The sequence below is a fragment of the Pseudomonas sp. TH21 genome (genome assembly GCF_016651025.1).
In the GTDB taxonomy this organism is placed as follows: domain Bacteria; phylum Pseudomonadota; class Gammaproteobacteria; order Pseudomonadales; family Pseudomonadaceae; genus Aquipseudomonas; species Aquipseudomonas aylmerensis.
The window spans coordinates 899,048-924,613 of record NZ_JAEKEQ010000001.1 but is presented as its reverse complement, the minus strand read 5'-3'; the positions used below and the strand labels follow the sequence as shown (position 1 = coordinate 924,613).

29 protein-coding genes and 1 riboswitch are annotated in these 25,566 nt (G+C 60.9%); of the genes, 9 read left to right on the top strand and 20 right to left on the bottom strand.

All coding sequences use genetic code 11. The annotated features are described in order from the left end of the window. Nucleotides 1–13 precede the first annotated feature (13 nt). The 3 genes from JFU04_RS04070 to JFU04_RS04060 form a co-directional block, all read right to left on the bottom strand. Nucleotides 14–1,876: a DUF1302 domain-containing protein gene (locus JFU04_RS04070; protein WP_201143542.1), complete on the bottom strand. Its 1,863-nt coding sequence runs from the start codon at nt 1,874–1,876 to the stop codon at nt 14–16. A 330-nt stretch (nt 1,877–2,206) separates the two neighbouring features. Next, on the bottom strand, nt 2,207–3,889 hold the full coding sequence (locus JFU04_RS04065) for a fatty acid--CoA ligase (RefSeq protein ID WP_065900780.1): 1,683 nt from the start codon (nt 3,887–3,889) through the stop codon (nt 2,207–2,209). Between the two features lie 131 nt (nt 3,890–4,020). Beyond that, nucleotides 4,021–4,653, bottom strand: coding sequence for a LysE family translocator (locus JFU04_RS04060; RefSeq protein ID WP_025855566.1), 633 nt, complete (start codon nt 4,651–4,653; stop codon nt 4,021–4,023). Between the two features lie 84 nt (nt 4,654–4,737). Between JFU04_RS04060 and JFU04_RS04055 the strand changes: the two genes are divergently transcribed. From JFU04_RS04055 to JFU04_RS04045, 3 genes are all read left to right on the top strand, one after another. Beyond that, a complete protein-coding gene (locus JFU04_RS04055) occupies nt 4,738–5,703 on the top strand; it encodes a 2-hydroxyacid dehydrogenase (RefSeq protein ID WP_065900777.1) in 966 nt (321 codons plus the stop codon). A gap of 30 nt (nt 5,704–5,733) precedes the next feature. Further along, nucleotides 5,734–6,732 (top strand): class I SAM-dependent methyltransferase, encoded by a 999-nt coding sequence (locus tag JFU04_RS04050; protein ID WP_065900774.1) that lies wholly within the window; start codon nt 5,734–5,736, stop codon nt 6,730–6,732. Nucleotides 6,733–6,782: 50 nt separating this feature from the next. Beyond that, nucleotides 6,783–6,904, top strand: a riboswitch (yybP-ykoY riboswitch). A gap of 88 nt (nt 6,905–6,992) precedes the next feature. After that, entirely contained in the window at nt 6,993–7,577 is a 585-nt protein-coding gene (locus JFU04_RS04045; protein WP_004372026.1) for a TMEM165/GDT1 family protein, read from the top strand. 93 nt (nt 7,578–7,670) lie between these two features. Here JFU04_RS04045 and JFU04_RS04040 read toward each other — a convergent pair whose 3' ends face one another. The 4 genes from JFU04_RS04040 to JFU04_RS04025 form a co-directional block, all read right to left on the bottom strand. Further along, a complete protein-coding gene (locus JFU04_RS04040) occupies nt 7,671–8,489 on the bottom strand; it encodes a M48 family metallopeptidase (protein WP_065900771.1) in 819 nt (272 codons plus the stop codon). A 275-nt stretch (nt 8,490–8,764) separates the two neighbouring features. After that, nucleotides 8,765–9,385 carry an SOS response-associated peptidase gene (locus tag JFU04_RS04035; RefSeq protein WP_065900768.1) on the bottom strand — a complete coding sequence of 207 codons (621 nt, stop codon included), beginning with the start codon at nt 9,383–9,385 and terminating at the stop codon, nt 8,765–8,767. A gap of 36 nt (nt 9,386–9,421) precedes the next feature. Then, nucleotides 9,422–9,682, bottom strand: coding sequence for a putative signal transducing protein (locus JFU04_RS04030; protein ID WP_064450739.1), 261 nt, complete (start codon nt 9,680–9,682; stop codon nt 9,422–9,424). Nucleotides 9,683–9,693: 11 nt separating this feature from the next. Further along, on the bottom strand, nt 9,694–9,876 hold the full coding sequence (locus JFU04_RS04025; protein WP_201143541.1) for a CPXCG motif-containing cysteine-rich protein: 183 nt from the start codon (nt 9,874–9,876) through the stop codon (nt 9,694–9,696). A gap of 133 nt (nt 9,877–10,009) precedes the next feature. On the opposite strand from JFU04_RS04025, the gene JFU04_RS04020 reads away from it, so the two are divergent. Next, a complete protein-coding gene (locus tag JFU04_RS04020; RefSeq protein WP_177343919.1) occupies nt 10,010–11,173 on the top strand; it encodes a 1-acyl-sn-glycerol-3-phosphate acyltransferase in 1,164 nt (387 codons plus the stop codon). 157 nt (nt 11,174–11,330) lie between these two features. Here the strand turns inward: JFU04_RS04020 and JFU04_RS04015 are convergent, their stop codons facing one another. Further along, the gene (locus JFU04_RS04015; RefSeq protein ID WP_065900763.1) at nt 11,331–11,588 is read right to left on the bottom strand and encodes a hypothetical protein; all 258 of its coding nucleotides are present in this window, start codon (nt 11,586–11,588) and stop codon (nt 11,331–11,333) included. A gap of 184 nt (nt 11,589–11,772) precedes the next feature. On the opposite strand from JFU04_RS04015, the gene JFU04_RS04010 reads away from it, so the two are divergent. Further along, nucleotides 11,773–11,982, top strand: a complete 210-nt coding sequence (locus JFU04_RS04010; protein ID WP_065900761.1) for a hypothetical protein — start codon at nt 11,773–11,775, stop codon at nt 11,980–11,982. 57 nt (nt 11,983–12,039) lie between these two features. Here JFU04_RS04010 and JFU04_RS04005 read toward each other — a convergent pair whose 3' ends face one another. Beyond that, on the bottom strand, nt 12,040–12,624 hold the full coding sequence (locus tag JFU04_RS04005) for a YajG family lipoprotein (RefSeq protein WP_065900759.1): 585 nt from the start codon (nt 12,622–12,624) through the stop codon (nt 12,040–12,042). A 194-nt stretch (nt 12,625–12,818) separates the two neighbouring features. On the opposite strand from JFU04_RS04005, the gene JFU04_RS04000 reads away from it, so the two are divergent. Continuing rightward, a complete protein-coding gene (locus tag JFU04_RS04000) occupies nt 12,819–13,052 on the top strand; it encodes a hypothetical protein (RefSeq protein WP_065900757.1) in 234 nt (77 codons plus the stop codon). A gap of 727 nt (nt 13,053–13,779) precedes the next feature. Beyond that, nucleotides 13,780–15,288 (top strand): malate dehydrogenase (quinone), encoded by a 1,509-nt coding sequence (mqo, locus tag JFU04_RS03995; protein ID WP_065900751.1) that lies wholly within the window; start codon nt 13,780–13,782, stop codon nt 15,286–15,288. Nucleotides 15,289–15,357: 69 nt separating this feature from the next. Here the strand turns inward: mqo and JFU04_RS03990 are convergent, their stop codons facing one another. The 4 genes from JFU04_RS03990 to JFU04_RS03975 form a co-directional block, all read right to left on the bottom strand. Continuing rightward, on the bottom strand, nt 15,358–15,645 hold the full coding sequence (locus tag JFU04_RS03990) for a PA4642 family protein (RefSeq protein ID WP_065900748.1): 288 nt from the start codon (nt 15,643–15,645) through the stop codon (nt 15,358–15,360). Between the two features lie 186 nt (nt 15,646–15,831). Beyond that, on the bottom strand, nt 15,832–16,320 hold the full coding sequence (locus tag JFU04_RS03985; RefSeq protein WP_201143540.1) for a hypothetical protein: 489 nt from the start codon (nt 16,318–16,320) through the stop codon (nt 15,832–15,834). 35 nt (nt 16,321–16,355) lie between these two features. Beyond that, on the bottom strand, nt 16,356–16,823 hold the full coding sequence (locus tag JFU04_RS03980; protein WP_120447638.1) for a WbuC family cupin fold metalloprotein: 468 nt from the start codon (nt 16,821–16,823) through the stop codon (nt 16,356–16,358). 3 nt (nt 16,824–16,826) lie between these two features. Then, nucleotides 16,827–17,384 carry a hypoxanthine-guanine phosphoribosyltransferase gene (locus tag JFU04_RS03975; RefSeq protein ID WP_025856323.1) on the bottom strand — a complete coding sequence of 186 codons (558 nt, stop codon included), beginning with the start codon at nt 17,382–17,384 and terminating at the stop codon, nt 16,827–16,829. 164 nt (nt 17,385–17,548) lie between these two features. Here JFU04_RS03975 and upp point away from each other — a divergent pair, with 164 nt between their 5' ends. Both upp and JFU04_RS03965 read left to right on the top strand, forming a co-directional pair. Then, the gene (gene upp, locus JFU04_RS03970; RefSeq protein ID WP_024073483.1) at nt 17,549–18,187 is read left to right on the top strand and encodes a uracil phosphoribosyltransferase; all 639 of its coding nucleotides are present in this window, start codon (nt 17,549–17,551) and stop codon (nt 18,185–18,187) included. 2 nt (nt 18,188–18,189) lie between these two features. Further along, nucleotides 18,190–19,464 (top strand): uracil-xanthine permease family protein, encoded by a 1,275-nt coding sequence (locus tag JFU04_RS03965; RefSeq protein ID WP_058422983.1) that lies wholly within the window; start codon nt 18,190–18,192, stop codon nt 19,462–19,464. A gap of 129 nt (nt 19,465–19,593) precedes the next feature. Here the strand turns inward: JFU04_RS03965 and hisC are convergent, their stop codons facing one another. The 7 genes from hisC to JFU04_RS03930 all read right to left on the bottom strand — a co-directional run bounded on the left by hisC (nt 19,594) and on the right by JFU04_RS03930 (nt 25,564). After that, on the bottom strand, nt 19,594–20,646 hold the full coding sequence (gene hisC, locus JFU04_RS03960; protein WP_065900742.1) for a histidinol-phosphate transaminase: 1,053 nt from the start codon (nt 20,644–20,646) through the stop codon (nt 19,594–19,596). A 3-nt stretch (nt 20,647–20,649) separates the two neighbouring features. After that, nucleotides 20,650–21,975 carry a histidinol dehydrogenase gene (gene hisD, locus JFU04_RS03955; protein ID WP_065900740.1) on the bottom strand — a complete coding sequence of 442 codons (1,326 nt, stop codon included), beginning with the start codon at nt 21,973–21,975 and terminating at the stop codon, nt 20,650–20,652. 128 nt (nt 21,976–22,103) lie between these two features. Next, complete coding sequence (gene hisG, locus JFU04_RS03950; RefSeq protein WP_003188599.1) at nt 22,104–22,739, bottom strand: ATP phosphoribosyltransferase; 636 nt, start codon at nt 22,737–22,739, stop codon at nt 22,104–22,106. A 232-nt stretch (nt 22,740–22,971) separates the two neighbouring features. After that, nucleotides 22,972–24,237, bottom strand: coding sequence for a UDP-N-acetylglucosamine 1-carboxyvinyltransferase (gene murA, locus JFU04_RS03945; protein ID WP_065900737.1), 1,266 nt, complete (start codon nt 24,235–24,237; stop codon nt 22,972–22,974). Nucleotides 24,238–24,260: 23 nt separating this feature from the next. Beyond that, the gene (locus JFU04_RS03940; protein ID WP_017845972.1) at nt 24,261–24,500 is read right to left on the bottom strand and encodes a BolA family protein; all 240 of its coding nucleotides are present in this window, start codon (nt 24,498–24,500) and stop codon (nt 24,261–24,263) included. A gap of 114 nt (nt 24,501–24,614) precedes the next feature. Then, nucleotides 24,615–24,920: an STAS domain-containing protein gene (locus JFU04_RS03935; protein WP_106805143.1), complete on the bottom strand. Its 306-nt coding sequence runs from the start codon at nt 24,918–24,920 to the stop codon at nt 24,615–24,617. Then, nucleotides 24,917–25,564 carry an MlaC/ttg2D family ABC transporter substrate-binding protein gene (locus tag JFU04_RS03930; protein ID WP_065900730.1) on the bottom strand — a complete coding sequence of 216 codons (648 nt, stop codon included), beginning with the start codon at nt 25,562–25,564 and terminating at the stop codon, nt 24,917–24,919. Before JFU04_RS03930 ends, JFU04_RS03935 begins: the two co-directional genes overlap by 4 nt. Nucleotides 25,565–25,566 lie beyond the last annotated feature (2 nt).

Sequence of the window (25,566 nt, the reverse complement as noted above, 5' to 3'; positions counted from 1 at the left end):
GAAATGCATTCGCTTAGAAGTTGGCGCCGACACTGAGTGCGATGAAGTCACGATCATCCACGGTGGAATACTTGCCGCCGAAGAAGTTGGTGTAGGCCAAGCTCGCGGTGTAGGTATTCTGGTATTCGGCATCCAGTCCAAGGCTTACGGCTTTACGGCCTTCTTCAAAGTTACCGCCAGGGCCAGGTGAGTAACCGCTGACGTCATGGGACCAGGCCACGTTCGGCTTGAGGTTCACACCGGCGAACACATCCGGGTACTCCCAGATGGCACGGCCACGGTAGCCCCAGGAGTTGGCGGTGGTGAAGCCGTCGTTGTTGCAGTTGGTGGTCAGGTTGCTGCGGTCGGTGCCTGGGCCTGCACCGTCGAAGGTGCTGGAGTTGAGTGCGGTGCACATGGAACCGCGGCCCGGACCAAATACCGGGTCACGTCCGTAACGAGCTTTTGAGCTGCTTTCCAGACCGCCCACGTGAGTCAGGCCGACCTCGCCCACCAGCGTCAAGCGGCTGGCGCCCATGACCTGATCAAAGAAGTGAGTGAAGGTTGTCTGGATCTGGGTAATTTCCTTGCGGTTGTACCCATTCAGGTCCTGCCCCGCCACACCCTTGAGGGGTGATGCATTAGTGAACCCCGCCAGAGGCGTGACGCCTGCATAGAGGATGTCGGTGGTGTTGAGTTGCACCGGCGCATTCGGGCGGTAACTTACTTCACCGCTCCACGCCGTGCCTGTCGGCAATGTTGTAGAGAAACTCAGGCCATACAGGCGGATATCTTCTGGGTATTCGATAAAATAGCTGGAGTTACCCGCAACGATGAGTGGGCGCAACCTGGCTATCGGGAATGCATTGGCTGCTGCATAGGTAGCGGCCGACGCACCTTTGGCACTGAAGATCGGTGCCCGGCTGTGGTAGTTCATGAAGAAGGCGCCGAATTCGGTGTCCAGCGGCTCGAAGTTATAGTGCATGGCCACGCCAAACTGGCCGCCGTCGCGTGCATCCCGGTCGCCATCACGCCTTACCAGCACACCCTCCTCGTTGATGTTGAGGCCATAAGGGGCCAGAGGTCCCAGAGCCCCCCCTGCCGCGAGTACCGAACGCTTGCTGAGCAGGCGAAGGTTGTCATCGCAACCGCCGGTAATCACGTCTGCTTGCGAGAAGAACGTCCCGCAGTTGTCGGTCACCGTCTTTTCCCAATCCAACTGGTAAAAAGCTTCCGCCGACAAGTTATCGGTCAGGGTCTGCGACACGTAGAACATGTTGACCGGAATCAGACCTTCTTTGATTTCGGCGCCTGGACGACGGAAAGCAGCGACGTCAATCGGGTTGACAGAGTTGATACCGCCGCCGATGAAAGTACTTTCGCCCCAACTCACTACCTGCTTGCCGAAACGTACCGAGCCCGGCTCATCGGCAATCGAGTAGTTGTGATAAATGAACGCGTCGAGAATCTGCCCACCCGAAGACCTGGCGCCTTGCGGACGGCCTTTATCACTGATGTTCTTAAAGTCCAGGTCATCGTCCTTGAGCTTGAAGTCATACCAGTACTTTCCACGTACAAACACACCGGTATCGCCATACTTCAACTCAAGGTCATGGATGCCCTTGAAGATCTTCGAGAAGGAGTCGCCCTTGTCGAAGTTCAAATGCCCATCATCGGAGGTTTGCGACAACCCCTTGCCACCGTTGTTGACGCCGATCAGATCGCGGTTGCGCTCAGATGTAGACCAACTGGCCCCCACGGAAAGAGACGAGTCAAAACTCCCTTCGATTTCACCGATATTGAAACTGACGCCGAATGCGGGCCCGGCGAGCGTAGAGGCGAGACTGACGGCCAGGGGCAACTTCGCCCGGCGCCAGAACTGGTTTACTGAGGTCATCGACGCTACTCCATGTGCATTATTGTTATGGCAGTGAGTTCTTTCTGTGATGCGTGTAACGGCCGGAATACAACGATTCCAATGCCGCTCGGCAACCGGGCCCCCATGGCCCGAAGCGGAACATCCGTGAAAAACTCTGGAAGGGACTATAGCCAGCAGGGGGTAGCGCTTGATCCCTCTAAAGTGTGATTTGCATCACCAACCCGTCTGCCACAACCCTTTCGCCATGTCGGCGAGGGCCGACGCGGCAAGGATGGCTGAAAATTGGCAAATCACAAGTGAAGGCGCGAGATAGAGCATTGCCGTGCCTTTTGGGCACGGCCAAGCGGCTCAGAGGGTGGACAGGAACGTACTGTTGTTCGCCTGCCATTCAATGATGTCGATGCGGATACGTTTTTTGTCGAGTTTGCCGACACTGGTCTTGGGAATTTCCGTAACAACGGCGATCTGGTTCGGAATCGCCCACTTGCTCAAATGGCCCAGTTCCACGAACGGCTTGAGGTGTTCCTTGAGTTCACGGGCCCCTATCACATGGCCATCACGCACCACCAGCAACGCAAACGGGCGCTCGCCCCACTGCGGGTCGGCGATGCCCACCACCGCTACTTCGCGTACCGCCGGGTGCCGGCTGACCAGGTCTTCGAGGGCCAGGGAAGAGATCCACTCGCCGCCAGTCTTGATCACGTCCTTGATGCGGTCGCGGATATCGATCACGCCGAAGGCATCCAGCGTGGCCACGTCGCCCGTGTGCATCCAGCCACCCGCCCACAGCTCGGCACCCTTCTGCGGCTCGTTGAAATAGCCTTCCGAGAGCCACGGCGCGCGCAGCACCAACTCGCCCTGGGACTCGCCATCGGCCGGCAGGAAATTCCCGTCGCCGTCGATGATCGCCGCCTCCACCAACGGCCCGGGTACGCCGGCCTTGATGCGATACGTGGTGCGCTCGTCCTCGGTGCCCGCCATCAGCTCTTCGTTGAGGTGGGCGCAGGACACCAGCGGGCCGGTCTCGGACATGCCGTACGCGGCGGTCAGCTGAATCCCGCGTGCCTTGGACGCTTCATACAGCGAACGGTTGAGGGCGCTGCCGCCGATGACGATTTTCCAGCCAGCAAAATCCACGCCCTGGGCGGCCTTGGCGTTGAGCAGCATCTGCAGGATGGTCGGCACGCAGTGGGAGAAAGTGACCTTTTCCTTGCGCCACAACTCCACCAGGTATTCGGGGTCGTAGCGGCCGGGATAGACCTGTTTCAGGCCGAGCATGGTCGCCACGTACGGCAAGCCCCAGGCATGCACGTGGAACATCGGCGTGATCGGCATGTACACGTCGTTGGTGCCGAGCAGGCGCACGCTGTCGACGCTGCCCATGATGGTCGCCACGCCAATCGTGTGCAGCACCAACTGGCGATGGGTGAAGTACACGCCTTTAGGGTTACCGGTGGTACCGGTGGTGTAGAAGGTGGTGGCGACGGAATTTTCGTCGAAATCCTGGAAATCGTACTTCGGGCTGGCGGCCGCCAGCAGGGTTTCGTACTCGCCGACCAGATGGGGCAGCTCGGCGGTTTTCGCGTCGCCGTCGGTGAGCAGCAAGGTTTTGTCGACGGTAGTCAGCTGCGAGGCGATGGCCTGGTAGAGCCCCACGAACTCGCTGTTGACCAGCACGAAGCGGTCCTCGGCGTGGTTCATGGTGTAGAGAATCTGTTCCGGCGACAGCCGCACGTTGATGGTGTGGATCACCGCGCCGATCATCGGGATGGCGAACATGCATTCCAGGTAACGGTGGCTGTCCCAGTCCATCACCGCCACGGTATCACCGGCCTTGACCCCGGCCTCGGTCAATACGTTGGCCAGGCGGGCAACCCGTTCGGTCAGGGTCGGGTAGGTGTAGCGCAGTTTGTCGCGGTAGACGATCTCCCGGGTCTTCTCGTAACGGGTACCGGACATCAACAGGCGCTTGATCAACAGCGGGTACTGGTAAGCGCCTTCGGCGGGCGGGATAACACGGGTCTGCAACATAAGAATCCCTTTAATGACTGCACGGTCTTGGCTTGTAGGCCTGCACTTTAGAGACCTTATGTTTCAGCCAAATCAGCCAAAGGAATGATTTGCAGACCCTTGTGAATGCTAGCTTTGCGCCAGTATTGGCCTTATTTCATGCTGGTGAATGCCAGCTTCACCCCAATCGCAATCAACACCGCGCCCATGGTCCGATCGAACCAGTGCCCCATCCGCGCAAAACCTGCGCGCACGCGCTGCTGGCTGAACAGCATCGCCACCAGGCAGAACCACAGCGCCGTCGCCACCGCCAGGTACACGCCGTAACCGGCCTGGATCGCCAGCGGCGTGTGCGGGTTGATGACGACGGTGAACAGCGAGAGGAAGAACAGCGTGGCCTTGGGATTCAAGCCATTGGTCACGAAACCTGCGGTAAACGCGCCGCGCGGGGTGCGCTCACCGGCTTCACGGTGCAACTCGCCCTCGGCGGCAGGCTTGGCCGGCTGCGCGCGCAGGGCCTTGAAACCGATGTACAACAGGTAGGCCGCCGCCGCCCATTTGAGCGCGTTGAACAGCACGATGGACTGGGACACGATCAAACCGATACCGAGCAGCGAATACCCCACGTGCAGGAAAATCGCCGAGCCCACCCCCAGCGCGGTCCAGGTGCCGGCGCGACGGCCGTGGGTAACACTCTCGCGCACCACCACGGCGAAATCCGGGCCAGGGCTGGCCACCGCCAACAAGTGAATCAAGGCCACGGTCAAAAACTCGGCGACGTACATACTCACTCCATTAAGTAACTGATTATTTCATCTGATAGGCTCGGCAGATTACGCCTTCGAACTCAGTCGCAAAAGGTACAGTTGATGACGAACAATCGCCGCGCCGTCTTCCTTGATCACCCGTCCCTGGACTTGGGGGACCTTGACCTCAGTGAGTTGCGCAACACCTTCAGCGAGTTGCAGCTGTTCACCGACACCACGCCCCAGAACGTGGTCGAGCGCCTGCAGGGCGCCGACGTGGTGATCAGCAACAAAATCGCGCTGAGCACCGAAACCCTGGCGGCGTGCCCGCAACTCAAGCTGATCCTGGTGTCGGCCACCGGCACCAACAACGTCGACCTTGAGGCCGCCCGCGCGCATGGCATCACCGTGAGTAACTGCCAGGGCTACGGCACGCCGTCGGTGGCACAACACACGATCATGTTGCTGCTCAATCTGGCGACGCGCTTGAAGGACTATCAGCGAGACGTGGCCGCCGGCAAATGGCAGCAAGCCAAGCAGTTCTGCCTGCTGGACTACCCGATTGTCGAACTGGAAGGCAAAACCCTCGGCCTGCTGGGCCATGGCGAGCTGGGCAGCGCGGTCGCACGCCTGGCCGAAGCCTTTGGCATGCGCGTACTGCTCGGCGCGATCCCGGGCCGCCCTGCCCGCGCCGACCGCGTGCCGCTGGATGAACTACTGGCGCAGGTCGACGCGCTGACCCTGCACTGCCCGCTCAACGAGCACACCCGCGACTTTATCGGCGCCCGCGAACTGGCGCTGCTCAAGCCCGGCGCGTTCATCGTCAACACCGCGCGCGGTGGCTTGATCAACGAGCAGGCCCTGGCAGACGCGTTGCGCAGCGGTCACCTGGGCGGCGCGGCGACCGACGTATTGAGCGTGGAACCGCCGGTCAACGGCAACCCGCTGCTGGCCGGTGATATCCCTCGGCTGATTGTCACCCCGCACAATGCCTGGGGCAGTCGCGAGGCGCGCCAGCGCATCGTCGGGCAACTGACGGAAAACGCCCGGGGCTTTTTCAGCGGCGCCCCGCTGCGCGTTGTGAGTTGATAAACTGCGCCCCTTTTCAAGGAGCAGACCATGGATCCGCGCAGTGAAGTACTGCTTCGTCAGGCCGAACTTTTTCAAGGCAACCTGCTGCTGGTAGGTTTGCCTGCCGACGACCTGCTGGGTCGCCTGCCCAACGCCCACGGCTGGAGTTGGCATGCCGGCGACCAGGCAGCGCTCGACGCGCGCTTCCCCGCGCGCAGCCAGTTCGGCGTAACGGTGCCCGAGCGTACGTTTGATGCGGCGGTGATCTTCCTGCCCAAGTCCAAGGACCTCACCGACTACCTGCTCAACGCCGTGGCCGCGCGACTGCCCGGCGCCGAGCTGTTTCTGGTCGGCGAGAAAAAAGGCGGCATCGAAAGCGCCGCCAAACAGCTGATCCCCTTTGGCAAACCGCGCAAGCTCGACAACGCGCGCCATTGCCAGCTGTGGCAGGTTACGGTGGCCAACGCGCCGCAGGCGGTCGACCTGCAAAGCCTCGCGCAGGTCTTCGACGTCCCGCTGGCCGAAGGGCCACTCAAGGTCGTGAGCCTGCCCGGCGTGTTCAGCCACGGTCGCCTGGATCGCGGTACCGAGCTGTTGCTGGAGCATCTGGATAAGTTGCCGAGCGGCCATTTGCTCGACTTCGGTTGCGGCGCCGGCGTGCTCGGGGCTGCGGTAAAACGTCGCTATCCGCACAACACCGTGACGATGCTGGATGTAGATGCCTTTGCCGCCGCCAGCAGCCGTCTGACCCTGGCCGCCAATGGCCTGGAAGCCGAGGTGTTGACCGGTGACGGCATCGATGCCGCGCCGATGGGTTTGAACGCGATCCTGAGCAATCCGCCGTTCCATGTCGGCGTGCATACCGATTATTTCGCCACCGAGAACCTGCTGCGAAAAGCTGCCAAACATCTGGCAAAAGGCGGCGAACTACGCCTGGTCGCGAATAGCTTCCTGAAGTACCAGCCGCTGATCGAGGAGCATCTGGGCGTGTGTGCGATCAAGGCCGAAGGCAACGGTTTTCGCATTTATCGTGCCAAGCGCGGCTAATGGCAATTTGAAAAAGAAGGCTTGCCGAATGGGTTTTGCCTAGGCAGAATCCGCTCCGTCCTAGGGGAGTAGTCTCCCACGAGCGCCACGCTCGTCCGGCATACGTCAACATACTTGGTCAACAGGCCATGGCGTATGCGACCCAGGAGTCCGCACAGACGGACCGGGGTTTGACAAGACCTATGACACGCACACCTTACCCGGGGCGGGAAGGCTGTACGTGTCATAGCCGTGTCGACCCGCCCCTGGAAACTTACCTGATGCTGGATTCACTACTCGTTCCTACCGCAATCGTTGCCTTGGCCGAAATCGGCGACAAGACGCAACTGCTCGCGCTCATTCTCGCCGCTCGCTTTCGCAAGCCCTGGCCGATCATCGCCGGCATCGTCGCCGCAACCTTGGCCAACCATGCGGCCGCCGGTGCCGTGGGGGCCTGGTTTGGCAGTTTCTTCTCGGATGCAGTGTTGCACTGGATACTCGCGGCGAGCTTCTGCGCCACGGCGTTGTGGACCCTGGTACCGGACAAACTCGACGATGACGAAGCCAGCACCACGCGCAAGTTCGGGCCATTCCTGACCACGCTGATCGCGTTTTTCCTCGCAGAAATCGGTGACAAGACGCAGATCGCCACGGTGATGCTGGCGGCGCAATACCCGGAGCTGTGGCTGGTGATTATCGGCACCACCCTGGGCATGTTGATTGCCAACGTACCGGTGGTTCTGGCGGGGAATTTTGCTGCAGAGAAACTGCCGCTGACCTTGATCCGTCGACTGGCCGCCACGGCGTTTTTCATCCTGGCGATCGTGGCGGTGTACAAGGCCATGCAAAGCAGCGGCTGGATCTAGCACACCACCTGCAGGAGTCCGGCTTGCCGGCGATAGCGATCTTCAGGACGCCATCGCCGGCAAGCCGGACTCCTACAAAGGTTCAGCGTTTAATCAAGATTTCTTGGCTTGCTGGTACAGCGGCATCACCTTCGGAATCGCCGCCTGCAACGAGGCGATTCGGCTGTCGGACGCCGGGTGAGTACTCATGAACTCCGGTGGCGCGCCTTCGGAAGCCTTGGCCATTTTGTTCCACAGCGTGATGGCGGCGTTCGGGTTGTAGCCAGCACGCGCCGCCAGCTCCAGGCCGATCAGGTCCGCTTCGTTTTCATTGCTGCGGCTGTTGGGCAAGGTCATGCCGTAGTTGGCCACCGTGTCCGCGAGTGCCAGGCTGTCCTGGCCCAGGCCGAACAACGCGCCGGCGCCCTGCTTCGCCATCTCGATCCCGTAGGCCTTGGACATGGCTTCGCGGCCATGTTCACGCAAGGCGTGGGCAATTTCATGACCCATCACCGCGGCCAATTCGTCATCGGTGAGCTTGAGGTTATCGATCAACGCGCTGTACACGAAAATCTTGCCGCCAGGCCCGCAGTTGGCGTTCATCTCATCACTTTTGATCAGGTTCACTTCCCACTTCCACTGCGCCGCATCGGGGCGGAACGTGGGCGCCTGGGCGATCAAGCGGTTGGCGATCGCCTGCACGCGCTTGGCGTTGGCGCTGGTCTTGTCCACCAGGCCTTTGCCACTGGCTTCGCCCAGGGTCTGCTGGTAGGACTGGGCATACATCTGGTCGACTTCCTGGCTCGACAGCATGCTGAACATGTATTGCTTGCGCTCTACCCCAACGGCGCCGCCGCTGGTGGTATTGACCGACTGGCACCCGGCCAGCAACACCGCTGCCGCCAACACACTTACCGCCAATGATTTCTTCATAAACGCTCTCCCTGAAAACATGGCGCGTATCGTAGGCGCTCGTGTGTATCGACGCCAGATACAACAGACGTTTAACCACTCATTTTCGGATACATCCCACACGCCCTTACTGCGGCGGCGCCGCGGATCCATCCGTTCAAGATTGAGCTTTTGGCGGTCTCGAGGGCCCTGTCGCAGGCAAGCCAGCGCCCACATCGGAGTGTATTCACAGATCCAAATGTGGGAGCTGGCTTGCCTGCGATGCGGCCCGCACCTACACCCCATAACCCCCAGGCTCACGCCGGGGTCAGGCACTCCGGCCCGTTGAGCTTGGGATCGTTGACCATATTGGCCAGGACCCGCTCGCGCAACGCGACGGGCTCACTGGCCAGCAGGCCTTGCAGCACATGCAGTGGGGTCTCCGGATCCAGCCAGGCGGCCTGCCCGGCAGCGTCCAGGATCAATGGTCGTCGCTGACTCTGCGCGGCTTGCGTCACTACCGCCGTGCTCAGCCACACCTGCTCCTGCACCGGGTAGGCTTCCCAGATCGCGGCAAAAAACAACGTGGAGCCCTCCCCCGGCGTCAACCAATAGGGGCGTTTACGCTGGGTACCGCGCCATTCGTAGAAACCATTGGCGGGCAGCAGGCAACGGCGCTGGCGAAACGCTTCGCGAAACATCGGTTGTTCGGCCAGGGTTTCAGCGCGGGCATGAGCCGGCGTGCGGGACAGGTCCGTCAGCCACGGCGGCGTCAGGCCCCAGCGGGCGCGAGCCAGGGTGCGCTGGCCTTCGCTCTGGCGCTGGATCAGCACCGAATCGTTCGGAGAGATGTTCCACTGGGCCTGCTGGTCCGCCGGAAAGCCCGGCAAGGCAGCAAAGGTGGGGTTCCAGCGAAACAGGGCATAACGTCCACACATGGGGCAACACGACTCTTGGGTAAACCGACCGACAGCCTAACAGACCAGCACGTCGGGGAAGCTGTCGGGTTCATCGCCGGGTAACGGCTGCGCGCCGATGTAGGCGGTAATCAGCTCGCGGGCGTAGGCCGCCTGGTCGTTGTCCACCTCCAGCCCCAGCAGGCCGAAGATCGGCAGCTCGCCGGTGCCGCCGAGCAAATGGCGGCCCACCAGGTGCGCTTCGATACCTTCGCTGGCGAGCATCTGTTGCAACAGCTCGCCTTCCATCAGGTTTTCCGGTTCGTAGATTCGCTGCATGGGCGCCCCCGCTATTCATTTTCGCTAAGGGTTTCAAGCATCCATTCTTCATCATGGACCTGAAGAACGAAGGTAATTGGCCGGCAGCACACCTGGCAGTCTTCTATATAGGTCTGATCGCCACCCGATAAATCCACCGTTGTCTCGACCTCTTCACCACAATAAGGACAATCGTACGTCGCGGTTTCCAGCATCGCAGCCTCCAAGGTGACTTGTGCGTATAATCGCCGGTCTATTTACAGGGTTATCGTTCGGCCGAGCCCATTACTCCGGCCGCCCCCTGGCATTTCCTCTACTTACCCTAGCCGTTTCTAACAAGAGAGCATGATGGGCGAATTCGATACCATCCGACCTTACAACGACAGCGAAGTCCCGGCAGTGCTGGCCCGACTGTTCAGTGACAAGGCCTTTCTGGACATCCTGACCCACTTCCGCTTCCCGCGCTTTGCCGGCGCCCTGGGCTGGCTGCTCAAGCCGATGATCGCCCGCAAATTGCGCCGTGAGTTTGCCGGCGTCACTACCGTGGCCACGCTGCAGGACAAAGTCGAGTACTACGTCGATCACACCATCGACCGGGCGACCGACGGCGTGACCTATACCGGCGTCGAGCAGCTCAAGTCCGGCATCGCCTACCTGTTCCTGGCCAACCACCGCGATATCGTGATGGACCCGGCTTTCGTCAACTACGCCGTGTACCACGCCGGCCTGCCGACGCCGCGCATCGCCATCGGCGACAACCTGCTGCAAAAGCCGTTTGTCAGCGACCTGATGCGCTTGAACAAGAGTTTTATCGTGCACCGCTCGATCACCGGGCGAAAGGAGAAGATGGCGGCGTATAACCTGCTGTCGGCCTACATCAACCATTCGATCCGCAACGATTGCCAGTCCATCTGGATCGCCCAGGCCGAAGGCCGCGCCAAGGATGGGGACGATCGCACCGAGTCGGCGATCCTCAAGATGTTCCACGTCAGCCGCAAGGACGAGCCGTTTGCCGAGGTCATCCAGTCGCTGAACCTGACGCCGGTGTCCATCAGCTACGAGTACGACCCATGCGACGCGGCCAAGGCCCGCGAGCTGTATATCCGCGCCACAACCGGCACCTACACCAAGGCGCCGGGCGAAGATGACGTGAGCATTGCCTTGGGTATCACCGGCTACAAGGGCCGGGTGCACATCAACTTCGCGCCGCCGATCACCGAGCGTTTCGAAGACACCAAGCTGCTGGCGGTGGAAATGGACCGGCAGATTCTCGGCGGTTACCGGCTGTTCCCGGTGCACTACCTGGCGTATCAGCAATGGAGCGACGCCGACCCGCAATTACAGGTGCCGACGGCGGCCGAGGTGTTCCCGGCGGACGAACTGGCCAAGGCCAAGGCTGAATGGGAGCGCCGCCTGAACGAATGCCCGGCCGAGCACCGGCCGTTCCTGGTGGTGCAATATGCAACACCGGTGCGCAATCAATATCGGGTCAAGGCGGGAATTCCACTGTAACCGCTGTACGAACCATCTTGTGTAGAAGCGGGCTTGTATAGGAGCCGTGCATGCCCGCGATGCAGACACCTCGGTGTATCAGTCACACTGAGGTGATGCTATCGCAGGCAAGCCAGCTCCCACACAAGCCCGCTCCTACATTTGTTCAGCGGTTTTTTCAGAGGTGGGTGCTCAGCCACGAGATGGCCAACGCCAACCCCAGGCAGGCGAACCCGACGCGGTAAGCCAGTCGATGCGCCCGTTCGGTGCGCACATCCAGAAACAACATCGGTTGGTCGATCGCGCGGTCTTCGCTTTGCGCGGCCAGGTCGGCCATCGCGCGCTGTTCGCGCAGGCGGGTAAAAAACAACAGGGCCGCCCCAGGGCAGGCCACCAATAAAGCCACAGCGTTGATCAATAGTGCGGGCAGCGCCATCGCAAACCTCAGGAATACAGTGTCTTGGTATCAATTCAGATACAAACCTGAACGATAGTGGCCTCCGGCGCCTGAAAATGCTCCCTCCCCCATTGACGGCTAATGTATCCAGTAATTTACAGCGTCACCTGAACGTCACCTTAACAGGCCACTCTGTTGCCCTTCGAACGTTCGGGAGCTTGTCATGCTGCACGCGCAAAACCAGGATCGGTTGTATCTGATCGCACCCAGCGATGAGCAAGAGGCGCTGATCGGCGGCCTGGCGTTCAACGTCCAGGACCGCCATTGGCTGGTGTATTGCGCCCTGGGCGGGCATCAGCATGCGGACCTGCCGGAGGCCGATGGGTTGACGGGGGTGAGCCTGCTGGATTTCTGTATCGACACCGCCGCATGAAACTGAAGGCGAAAAAAAGCCGGGCTCATCGCTGAGCCCGGCTTTTTTAGTAAGCGGTTATTGCGAGCTGAGCAATGAACCGATGCTTGGATCCTTGAACAGGCGAGTCAAGGCATCACTCAGCACGTCGCTGACCAGCTTGGTGTTGGTTTCCTGGTTCGGCGCCATGCCGAAACGCTGGTTGAGCGAAGCGCCGTAGCGGCCGCTGTAGCGACGCGTGCCGGCAGTGACGTCGGACTTGAACGTCGCGCCAATCGAGGCTTCAGTCACGTACAGGCCTTCCTTGGGCGACTGGTACTTCAGCTCGGCCAGGGTAATGGTCAGTTGAGGCGCGCCCGGCGAGTTGGCCGGGGTGAAACCCAGCAAACGCACGGCAGCTTCGGCCTGGGCCTGCAGCTTGGGCAACACGTCCTGGCCGTTCACCGACACCAGGGCGGTTTCAGGGTACAGGCCACCACGGGAACCCAGGGTTGGCGACGGACGACCATCCACGACCCGCACCGACACCGGCTGGCCATGGCCCACCGGAGCCAGTTGCGTGGTGATTTTCGGCTCAGGGCTCAGTTGTTGCGGGCTGTTGGCGCAGCCAACCAGGGTCAAGCTGGTCACAGTGATCAAACCGAACAACAGGCGTTGCAACATGCTCTTCTCTCCAGAAATCAGGTACCGACAGGCCGGCAGTATAGCGGGGCGCCACTGCGCGGAACTAGCGCCAGTTACAACCTGTGACCTGTAGCCGAGATCGCGGTTCGTTGTAACCCAGATGTCACAGCCGTTACATGGGCTCGTCATCCCACGCGGGCATGCTTGGCCCCAATCTCAGGAGGTTGATCGCCATGCATTTTCTCTGGTCTCTGTTTACCCGCAAGCCCGCCCTTCGCCAGTTCGCCCTGCTCGATGTGCAAGGTCGCTGCCAGGCCTTTAAAGAGTGCCACCAGCCTCCGGTCGGCGAAGGCTGGGTAGAAATCGAAGAGATTCGCCTGAGCTGGATGCACCACCCATTGCCGGCCAGCGCACGCGTCAGCCCGCGCCCTGCGCGGTCGCCCCGCCACCAGCCGTTGGCCGCCTGACCGAAGTCCTAATAAAAGTCATAAAACACGCCCATTTCCTTGGCGTTCTTCGCTACAATCTCCCCCCGATTATAAGGACGTCTCCTGATCGGGCCTCGCAGCATCGTTATTGCCTCGGCAGTAACCTCAAGAATCGCCCACAGAGAGCCGCCCACACAGATCGAGTGAAGCTGGCGCGCTTGCTGTTTTCTTTGCAAACCACCCCTCTTTACCGAATCTGCCAGAGCTGCCATTGCGCTCGGCCACTTGAGTTGTTTGCCCGTCTTGCCGCGTCTCGGCAAAGGTTGTGCGGGCCAGGTGCCAGGCTGGGGCAGCCCTTTTTTGAGGTTCACGTCTTCAAAAGAGCGTGAAAAAAACGGGTTTTCACAACTTCACAAGAGTGTGGCGAGCAAATGAATAGTTTGGCGTTTGTACAAGCACCATCAGCGTCTGGAACAGCCCAACCACACAGGACCGAGTACTCCTCAACAACCGGAGCTTGAGCCTGTCCGCTACGGATTGGTTGCACGAATCGCACGCTTTGACCATAAGTCGAATTGCCACAGGCGCCCATGAATGCGTTCATAGGCAGATTAGCCGGCAGGAAGCGTGCGCTGAAATTGCAAAGAATTGCGAATCGGACATGGCGATCCTGGCCATGGGTAACCTGGGGCAACACGTGAACCGCCCCGTCACTCCTGGCAGCCATGCCGTCAATTTGGTGCTGCAGATTTTGGAGACGCGTTAAATGGCGCATAACGAAGCAGTCGACGTAGTACTGGTAGGGGCCGGCATCATGAGTGCCACCCTGGCCGTATTGCTCAAAGAGCTCGACCCCGGCCTCAAGCTGGAAGTCGTTGAGCTGATGGATTCGGGTGCCGCGGAGAGTTCCAACCCGTGGAACAACGCCGGTACCGGCCACGCCGGCCTGTGTGAGCTGAACTACACGCCGCAGGCCGCCGATGGTTCCATCGACATCAAGAAAGCCGTGCACATCAACACCCAGTTCGAGGTCTCGAAGCAGTTCTGGGCGTACCTGACCAAAAAGGGCACCTTTGGCTCGTCCAAGTCCTTTATCAGCCCAGTCCCGCACCTGAGCTTCGTGCAGGGCGAAAAAGGCGTGTCGTTCCTCAAGAAACGCTTTGAATCCCTCAGCCAGCACCACGCGTTCTCGGACATGCACTACACCGAAGACCGCAATGAGATGGCCGAGTGGATGCCGTTGATGATGCCGGGCCGCCCGCTCGACGAAAAAATCGCTGCCACCCGCGTGATGAACGGCACCGACGTCAACTTCGGCGCCCTGACCAACCAGCTGCTCAGCCACCTCACCAGTTCGCCGGATGCCCAGGTCAAGTACAGCAAGCGCGTGACCGGCCTCAAGCGCAACGGCGCCGGCTGGACCGTGAGCATCAAGGACGTCAACAGCGGCAACAGCCGCGAGGTGGACGCCAAGTTCGTGTTCCTCGGCGCCGGTGGTGCGGCCCTGCCGTTGCTGCAAGCCTCGGGCATCGAAGAAAGCAAAGGTTTTGGCGGTTTCCCGGTAAGTGGCCAGTGGCTGCGTTGCGACAACCCGGAAGTGGTCAAGCACCACCAGGCCAAGGTCTACAGCCAGGCCGCCGTGGGTTCGCCGCCAATGTCCGTGCCGCACCTGGACACCCGCGTGGTCGATGGCAAGAAGTCCCTGCTGTTCGGGCCATACGCCGGGTTCACCACCAAGTTCCTCAAGCACGGCTCGTTCCTCGACCTGCCTCTGTCGATCCGTGCCGGCAACATCGGCCCGATGCTCGCCGTGGCCCGCGACAACATGGACCTGACCAAGTACCTGGTCAGCGAAGTGCGCCAGTCCATGGAGCAGCGCCTGGAATCCCTGCGCCGCTTCTACCCTGAAGCGAAAGCCGAGGACTGGCGCCTGGAAGTGGCCGGCCAACGGGTGCAGATCATCAAGAAAGACCCGAAAAAAGGCGGCGTGCTGCAATTTGGCACCGAGCTGGTCGCGGCCAAGGACGGTTCCTTGGCGGCACTGCTGGGCGCCTCCCCTGGCGCTTCGGTGACCGTGTCGATCATGCTGGAACTGATCGAGCGCTGCTTCCCACAAAAAGCTGCAGGCGAGTGGGCAACCAAGCTGCACGAGATCTTCCCGGCTCGCGAAAAGGTCCTGGAGACCGATGCCGAGCTGTATCGCAAGATCAACGCGCAGAACAACATCAGCCTGGAACTGGTTGAGCAAAGCAACGAAGCCGAAAGCTACGCTTAAGGCCGTGCTGCAATAAAAAACGCCCCGCTCTCGGCCTGAGAACGGGGCGTTTTTTTATGGCCGGGATAATCAGCTGCGCGCGTTATCGATCAGCTCGATGTACTCGGCGGCGTTGCGCTGGTCCTTGATCAGGTCGACAAAGGTCTGGCCATGCTCGTCCTTGCCGTCCAGGTCCAGGCCGGCTTCCTTGAAAAAGCCCAGGAACCGTTCGAAATCGTCGATACGCAGGCCACGGTAAGCCTTGATCAGTTTGTGCAGGGACGGTGAAGTCGCGTCGACCGGCTCGAAGTCCAGGAACAACTTGATCTGATCGTCGCCGATCTCGTCACCAATCACCTGTTTCTTATCTTTACGCATTACCGACTCCAGCCTGCGGACATTTACACGGGAAACGCAGTTTACCTGCGGGGCACACGCTGCGGAAGCAACACACGTTCAATGTGGGAGCTGGCTTGCCTGCGATGCAGCCAACTCGGCCTGTCAGTACAACCGAGGCGATACCATCGCAGGCAAGCCAGCTCCCACATGTGTTCTGCAGCGCTGTCACTGCCTGGAACGAACGACACCGGTGTGCAAGTCCGCCCAGATATGCCCATTGGCATAACTGAGGAATTGCACATACACCGTGTCATTGCGCAGCAGATCGACGATCACGCGGTACTGGGCCACCGGGTAGGACAAGGTCAAGGTTTTGATCTTGTCGTCGTATGCCGGCTTTTTCAGGCTTTTGCTTTCGGCGTCGAAGTTGAGCACCACCTGGGCGATGGTCGCGCCCTTGTTCAGGGGCTTGCCCTTGAGGCGGATCATCAGCGGCGAAGTCACCGGGATCGGTTGCTGGTTGGATTGACGCTGGTTGCCGACCACCACCGCGTATTCAGTGACTTGCAGCAACTGCTGCTGGTCGGGCGTCTCGGCGCGCAGGGTAAGGTCGTCCGACGGCAGGAACTGACTGTGCATCGGCGCAGGCGCGGCGGCCAGGGGCAAACTGAGGGTCAGCGCCAGGGCGGCGCAGGTGCGTATCAACAGGCTCATGGGCCGCTCCATGGGAGATGGCCCAGCACTGTAGCTCAATCGAACTGGGCAAGCATCCAGCGCTGATACTCGACCACGTCGGCATCGCCCTCGCGGGGCGCCCAACTGGCTGATTCGCCCTCGCCTACCGGCCGATAAGGCCCGGCTTTGCACTCGAACATCACTGTATCCGGTGCCAGCACCACCAAGCCGTGAAACACCCCTGGCGGCAGGTCGACACCGGCACACGCGCTGCCCGCCTGCATCACACGCTTGGCAATGACTTCACCGGTGTCGCTGAACACCAGCAGGCCCAGGCTGCCCTGGAGCACCAGCAGGGTTTCCGCCTTGTCGGCGCTCAGGTGCCGATGCGGCGGCACATAGGTGTCGGGCTGCAGGCCCACGGCCAGGCGATGGCAGGGCTCATCCATCTGATGGAAGTTGTGATGGTGCCGGCCACGCGGGCTGGCGGCCGCTTTCTCGGTCAATTCGGCGAACAGCGTCTGATCCAGAAAGCGGGTCATCAATCACATCCCCTTGACGGCGAAAATCCCGTTGGCATTGCGCCAGTAGCCTTTGTAGTCCATGCCGTAACCGAAGATGTAACGGTCGATGCACGGCAGGCCGACGTAATCGGCTTTCAGGTCCGGGCGGGCCTTGCGGTCATGGTCTTTGTCGATCAGCACGGCGGTGTGCACCTTGCGTGCGCCGGCGTGTTTGCAGAAGTCGATGATCGCGCCCAGGGTGTGACCTTCGTCGAGGATGTCGTCGATGATCAGCACGTCACGGTCGATGAACGAGACTTCCGGCTTGGCTTTCCAGAACAGGTCACCGCCGCTGGTTTCGTTGCGATAGCGCGTGGCGTGCAGGTAGGACGCTTCCAGCGGGAACTGCAGGTGAGTGAGCAGTTTGCCGGCGAAGATCAGCCCGCCGTTCATCACGCAGAAGACCACCGGGTTGGTGTCGGCCATCTCGCGAGTGATGTGTGCGCCGACCTTGGCGATCGCTTCTTCGACTTGCGCTTCGGTGTACAGGCAGTCAGCCTCGCGCATGATTTGACGGATATGCTCGAGATCAGCGGACATGGCGCTCTCCAAGGGGGTGCTGTGGCAAGAAAAGCGGGCAAAGGTACGCATGTGAGGCGCAACGTTCAAGCCTTTATGGACTAACGTACTTGATGTCTATAGGACAACACCCTCGGATAGATTAATCTAGGCCGGTTTTTTTGCCCGCCGCCGGAGCCTTTCCCATGCCCACTCGCGAGATCCGCCACCCGCTGATCCGACACAAACTCGGCCTTATGCGCCGTGCCGACATTAGCACGAAGAATTTCCGTGAGCTTGCTCAGGAAGTCGGAGCGCTGCTCACTTACGAAGCCACCAAGGATTTGCCCCTGGAAAGCTACGAGATCCCCGGTTGGGCCGGTCCCGTCCAGGTGGAGAAAATCGCCGGTAAGAAAATTACCGTGGTGCCGATCCTGCGCGCCGGTATCGGCATGCTCGAAGGCGTGCTCAGCCTGATCCCGGGCGCCAAGGTCAGCGCCGTCGGCGTGGCCCGCAACGAAGAAACCTTGCAGGCCCACACGTACCTGGAAAAACTCGTTCCGGAAATCAACGAACGCCTGGCCATGATCATCGACCCGATGCTCGCCACCGGCAGCTCCATGGTTGCCACCATTGACCTGCTGAAAAAGGCCGGTTGCAAGGACATCCGCGCCATGGTGCTGGTGGCCGCTCCCGAAGGCATCGCTGCCGTCGAGAAAGCGCACCCGGACGTGCAGATCTACACCGCCTCCATCGATGAGCGCCTGAACGAGCACGGCTACATCATCCCAGGCCTGGGCGATGCCGGTGACAAGATCTTCGGCACCAAGCAGAAGGACGCGTGAGCATGCAGGATGAATTCAACGACCCGCTTTGGCGCCAGATCCTGTCCGGCGCACAGATGCTCTTCGTAGCATTTGGCGCGCTGGTGTTGATGCCGCTGATCACAGGTCTTGATCCAAACGTCGCACTGTTTACCGCAGGCCTGGGCACGTTGCTGTTCCAGGTGGTCACAGGTCGTCAGGTGCCGGTATTCCTGGCATCGAGCTTTGCGTTTATCACGCCGATCATTCTCGCCAAGGGCCAGTTCGGCCTTGCGGCGACCATGGGCGGGGTGATGGCGGCCGGTTTCGTTTATACCTTCCTCGGCCTCGCCGTGAAGATCAAGGGCACCGGTTTCATTGACCGGCTGCTGCCGCCCGTGGTGATCGGGCCGGTGATCATCTCCATCGGCCTGGCCATGGCGCCGATCGCCGCCAACATGGCGATGGGCAAGGCCGGTGACGGCGCCGAGCTGATCCATTACCAGACGGCGATGATGATCTCGATGCCGGCGCTGCTGACCACCTTGATCGTGGCGGTGTTCGGCAAAGGCATTTTCCGCCTGGTGCCGATCATCTCCGGCGTGCTGGTGGGGTTTGCCATGTCGTTCTACTTTGGCGTGGTCGACACGGCAAAAATCGCTGCCGCCCCTTGGTTTGCCCTGCCCCATTTCACCGCGCCGGAGTTCAACTGGCAAGCGATCCTGTTCATCGTACCGGTGGCCCTGGCCCCGGCGATCGAACATATCGGCGGTGTGATTGCGGTGGGCAGCGTGACCGGTCGCGACTACCTGAAGAAGCCCGGCCTGCACCGCACCCTGCTGGGTGACGGGATTGCCACCACGGCCGCCGGCCTGTTCGGCGGCCCGCCGAACACCACGTACGCCGAAGTGACCGGCGCGGTGATGCTGACGAAGAACTACAACCCGAAAATCATGACCTGGGCGGCGGTCTTTGCCATCAGCCTGGCGTTTATCGGCAAGTTCGGCGCACTGCTGCAAAGCATCCCGGTGCCGGTGATGGGCGGGATCCTGTGCCTGCTGTTCGGCTCGATTGCCGCGGTGGGGATGAACACCTTGATCCGCCACAAGATCGACCTGGGTGAGGCGCGCAATCTGGTGATTGTGTCGGTGACCCTGGTGTTCGGGATTGGCGGGGTGTTGGTCGGTACCGGCACCGGCCCGGATGATTTCGGCCTCAAGGGCATCGCCCTGTGTGCGGTGGTAGCGATTGGCTTGAACCTGCTGCTGCCGGGCAACGATGGCTGGAAGAACAAAAAATCTGATGAGCCGTTGATCTAACTAACACCGCAAAACCAAATGTGGGAGCGGGCTTGCTCGCGAAAGCGCAGTGTCAGTCGACAGCTATGTGACTGATACAACGCCTTCGCGAGCAAGCCCGCTCCCACATTTTTTGAGCCTCAGTGTGGCTTAGAGCTCGCCCAACGCATCAATCAACGCCTGGTTCTGCTCCGGCGTACCGATGCTGATCCGCAGGAACTGGGCAATCCGCTCCTGCTTGAAGTGCCGCACGATCACGCCCTGCTCACGCACCTTGGCGGCAAGACCCGCCGCGTCGTGCCGCGGGTGACGCGCAAAGATGAAGTTGGCTGCCGACGGCAACACCTCAAAACCCTTCTCCTCCAATTGAGCGACTAGCTTGTTACGGCTATCGACAACCAATCGGCAGGTCGCCTCGAAGTACTCACGATCCTCGAACGCCGCCGCCGCGCCGACAATCGCCAGGCGATCCAGCGGATAGGAGTTGAAGCTGTTCTTGACCCGCTCCAGCGCTTCGATCAGGTCCGGGTGGCCCACGGCCAGGCCCACGCGCAAACCGGCGAGTGAGCGCGATTTGGACAGGGTCTGCGTCACCAGCAGGTTCGGGTAGCGGTCCACCAGGCTGATGGCGGTTTCACCACCGAAGTCGATATAGGCTTCATCGACCACCACCACCGAGTCCGGGCTGGCCTTGAGGATCTGCTCCACCGCGTCCAGCGCCAGCACGCAGCCGGTCGGCGCGTTCGGGTTGGGGAAGATGATCCCGCCGTTGGGCCTGGCGTAGTCCGACACGCGGATCTGGAACTGCTCGTCCAGCGGCACCGGGGCGGACTTGATGCCATAAAGGCCGCAGTAGACCGGATAGAAGCTGTAGCTGATATCCGGGAACAGCAGCGGCAGATCGTGCTGGAACAGGCCATGGAAGATGTGCGCCAGGACTTCATCGGAACCGTTGCCAAGGAACACCTTGCCGGCGTCGATCCCGTAATACTTGGCCACCGCCTGCTTGAGCAGGTCGCTGTTGGGGTCCGGGTACAGGCGCAGGTTGTCGTTCAACTCGGCCTGCATCGCCGCGAGCGCCTTGGGCGACGGGCCGTAGGGGTTTTCGTTGGTGTTGAGCTTGACCAGCTTGGTCAGCTTGGGCTGTTCGCCAGGCACGTAAGGCACCAGGTCCTTGACGAAGGGGCTCCAGAATTTGCTCATGTCTCAGTTCCCCTGCTTGTCTTCAAGGATGCGATATTCGGCGCTGCGGGCGTGCGCGCTGAGGGATTCACCACGGGCCAGCACCGACGCGGTCTTGCCCAGCTCGGAAGCGCCTTGTGGCGAGCAGAAGATGATCGACGAACGCTTCTGGAAGTCATACACCCCAAGCGGCGACGAGAAACGCGCGGTGCCCGAGGTCGGCAACACATGGTTGGGGCCCGCGCAGTAGTCGCCCAGGGCTTCGCTGGTGTGGCGGCCCATGAAGATCGCACCGGCATGACGAATCGATGGCAGCCAGGTTTGTGGGTCGGCAACCGACAGCTCCAGGTGCTCCGGCGCAATGCGGTTGGCCACTTCGATAGCCTGTTCCATGTCACGCACCAGGATCAGCGCGCCACGGCCATTGATCGACTTCTCGATGATCTCGGCGCGCTCCATGGTCGGCAGCAATTTATTGATGCTGGCGGCTACCTTGTCGAGGAATTCGGCGTCGGGGCTGACCAGGATCGCCTGGGCGTCTTCGTCGTGCTCGGCCTGGGAGAACAGGTCCATGGCAATCCAGTCCGGATCGGTCTGGCCATCACACACCACGAGGATTTCCGACGGGCCAGCGATCATGTCGATACCGACCTGGCCAAACACGTGGCGCTTGGCAGTGGCAACGTAGATGTTGCCCGGACCGACCACCTTGTCGACCTTCGGCACGCTCTCGGTGCCGTAGGCCAGCGCGGCAACAGCCTGCGCGCCGCCGATGGTGAAGACGCGGTCGACCCCGGCGATGCAGGCCGCAGCCAGCACCAGCTCGTTGATTTCGCCGCGCGGGGTCGGTACCACCATGACCACTTCGGTCACGCCCGCCACTTTGGCCGGGATCGCGTTCATCAGCACCGACGACGGGTACGACGCCTTGCCGCCCGGCACGTACAGGCCGGCACGGTCCAGTGGCGTGACCTTCTGGCCCAGCACGGTACCGTCAGCTTCGGTGTAGCTCCAGGAATCCTGCTTCTGCTTTTCGTGGTAGCTGCGCACCCGCGCTGCGGCGACTTCCAGGGCTTCGCGCTGCGGCGCAGTGATGCGCGTCAGGGCCAGCTCGAGGCGTTCGCGCGGCAGGATCAGGTCGGCCATGGACTTCACGTCCAAGCCGTCGAACTGGCGTGTGAAGTCCACCAACGCCGCGTCACCGCGTTCGCGCACGGCCTTGATGATGTCGAGCACCCGCTGGTTGACCGAATCGTCGGACACGCTTTCCCAGCTCAGCAGATGATCCAGATGATGGGCGAAATCCGGGTCGGCAGCGTTGAGTCGGGCAATTGCAGTGGACGTGGTCATAGCGAGGGCCTCAATAGAATTGGCAAAAACTCAGGCGCCCTAAACTAGCAGTCGTTTCCGCTTGGGCACCTGAGAATTCTGGCTATGAGGCGGATAGACGGGCGCAGCCTTCCGGCTACGCGGGTGAGTCAACCGCGGTGTCGAGACTCCACTGCCTTGCGCAGGGTGTCGATCAACGCCTGGATACGGGCGTGCTGCATTTTCATGGAGGCTTTGTTGACGATCAGGCGAGAGCTGATGTCGGCAATGAAATCCTGCGGCTCCAAACCGTTGGCGCGCAGGGTGTTGCCGGTGTCGACCACGTCGATGATCTTGTCGGCGAGGCCAATCAGCGGCGCCAGCTCCATCGAGCCGTAGAGCTTGATGATATCGACCTGGCGGCCTTGCTCGGCGTAGTAACGCTTGGCGACGTTGACGAACTTGGTGGCCACTCGCAGGCGCCCCTTGGGCTCGACGTCACCGACACGGCCGGCTGTCATCAGCTTGCACAGGGCAATGCGCAGGTCCAGCGGCTCGTACAGGCCCTGGCCACCGTATTCCATCAGCACGTCTTTGCCGGCAACACCCAGGTCGGCCGCGCCATGTTCAACGTAGGTCGGCACGTCGGTAGCCCGCACGATCAACAGGCGCACGTCGTCCTGGGTCGTGGGGATGATCAGCTTGCGGCTCTTGTCCGGATTCTCGGTCGGCACGATGCCCGCTTCAGCCAGAAGCGGCAAAGTGTCGTCAAGGATGCGGCCCTTGGACAGTGCGATGGTCAACATGGGAAACGTCAGTCCTTCATCAGGCTATTGCTGTCCGGTCACAAACGGCGCCAGACACAGATCGAGGCCATTACAGCCTCGATTTGAAACAAACCATTTAACAACAAACACCTTCCCGTGGCGAGGACGCTTGCTCGCGCCGGGGCGCGAAGCGGCTCTGGAAATGGGACTGCCGCGCAGTCCAGCGGGAGCAAGCTCCCTCTCCACAGTGAAGGTGCTCGCAGTGCCGGGACTAGCCCGGTACGCGGCGGATTTTCGCGCCGAGCATCTGCAGTTTTTCTTCGATGCACTCATAACCACGGTCGATGTGGTAGATGCGGTCGATCAACGTGTCACCTTCGGCGATCAGCGCCGAGATCACCAGGCTGGCCGAAGCGCGCAGGTCGGTCGCCATCACTGGCGCGCCCTTGAGCTTCTCGGTGCCGGTAACGATAGCGGTGTTGCCTTCGACCTGGATCTTCGCGCCCATGCGGTGCAGTTCGTACACGTGCATGAAGCGGTTTTCGAAGATGGTCTCGATCACGGCACCGGTACCTTCGGCAATCGCGTTCAGGGAGATGAACTGCGCCTGCATGTCGGTCGGGAACGCTGGGTACGGAGCGGTACGCACGTTCACGGCTTTTGGCCGCTTGCCATGCATGTTCAGCTCAATCCAGTCGGCACCGGTAGTGATTTCAGCACCGGCTTCCTTGAGTTTTTCCAGCACGGCTTCAAGGATGGTCGGATCAGTGTCCTTGACCTTGACGCGACCACCGGTGACGGCAGCGGCAACCAGGTAGGTACCGGTCTCGATGCGGTCCGGCATCACCTTGTAGGTGGCCGAGTGCAGGCGCTTGACGCCTTCGATGGTGATGGTGTCGGTGCCGGCGCCGGTGATGTTGGCACCCATGGCGATCAGGAAGTTGGCCAGGTCGACCACTTCCGGCTCGCGCGCGGCGTTTTGCAGGACGCTGCGACCGTTGGCCAGGGCAGCCGCCATCATGATGTTCTCGGTACCGGTCACGCTGACGGTATCGAAGAAGAAATTGGCACCGCGCAAGCCGCCTTCCGGCGCCTTGGCCTTGATGTAGCCGCCTTCGACGTCGATGGTTGCACCCATGGCCTCGAGGCCACGGATGTGCAGGTCAACCGGACGCGAGCCAATCGCGCAACCGCCAGGCAGGGCTACTTCAGCTTCGCCGAAACGGGCAACCATCGGGCCCAGCACCAGGATCGAAGCACGCATGGTTTTCACCAGTTCGTACGGAGCGATCAGGGTCTTGATGGTGCGCGGGTCGATCTCGACGGCCAGTTTCTCGTCGATCACCGGCTCAATGCCCATGCGACCGAACAACTCGATCATGGTGGTGATGTCATGCAGGTGCGGCAGGTTGGCCACGGTCACCGGGCCATCGCACAGCAGGGTCGCTGCCAGGATCGGCAAGGCGGAGTTTTTCGCACCGGAGATGCGGATCTCGCCATCAAGGCGGGCACCGCCGGTAATAATCAATTTATCCATAAGAATCTCGACGCCTTGGGGGCTCAGGTGCGCTCGGCCCAGGCCGCGCGGCTGAAAAATTTCATAGTGACCGCGTGGATGCTGCCATCGGTGATCCACGGGTTCAAATGGGCATAGACCTGCTGTTGACGCTTGACCGGGCTCAATGCCGCCAGTTCATCGCTAATCACGTTCAGCTGGAAGTTGCAGCCTTCGCCTTCAACTTCTACGTTCGTTTCCGGCAGCTTTCCTTCAAGGAAGCTTTTAACTTCTAGGGCCTGCATGCTCAACCTCTATCGGCGCCCAGTGCGCACGGGTCGCACATCATACAAAAAAGCCCCGCGCCTGCGAACCCCGCATAGCAGGACTCTGACGGGGGGCTTCTTTAATAATGTGTATTAAGGATGCGCCAACAGTTCGGTCAAACCGGAAACTTCGGCAATTTCACGCATGTCTTCGGGCAATGCACGGATGCTGACCGGCTTTTTGGCCGCCTCGGCATCGCGCATGAAGCACAGCAGCAACGACAGACCGACACTGCTGGACTTGGTCACCGCCGAACAATCCAGCACCAGCGCAGGCGCGGTGCTGGTCTTGATCAGCGCCTGGCCCTGCTTGCGCAGGTCAGGCCCGGTGCGGTAATCCAGCACGCCGCTGATGAACAGCTCGCCAGCGTCGCCGAGACGAACAGCCGACTCGGTCATTGCGCGGGCTTCCCGGCGGCTTTGTCGGTCTCTTCCTTGGCCTTGGCGACTTCACCGGCCCAACCATTGATGGTTTTGTCCAGGTCGTTGCCATTGCGCTGCATCGCGTCAGCGAACTGGTCACGGAACAGCTTGCCGATGTTGATACCGTTGATGATCACGTTGCGCAGTTTCCACTCGCCGTTGACCTTCTCCAGTGTGTACTGCACAGGATAGACCGCGCCGTTGTTGCCCTTGACGGTCATGCCAACGCTGGTGCGATCGCCCGACTCATCCTTGGCTGGATCAACGGTGATGCCCTGGTTGTTGTACTCAAGCAGTGCATTGCCGTAGAACTGGAACAGGCCTTTCTTGAAGTTTTCCTGGAACGTCTGCATCTGCGCAGGCGTCGCCTTGCGCGAATACTTGACGGTCATGATGCTGCGCGAAATACCTTCGGCGTCGACGACCGGGCCGACGATGGTGTTGAGCGCGTCGTAGAACTTGCTGGGATCCTGCTTGTACTGCTCTTTATGGGCAGTCAGGTCGGCCAGCATCTTGTTGGTCGTGTCCTGCACCAGATCGTGCGCAGAACCCGCCGCGTTAGCCATCAACGGCAGCGCCGCCAGCAGTACCAGGAGGCCACGTCGCAAGGTAGAGATCATGT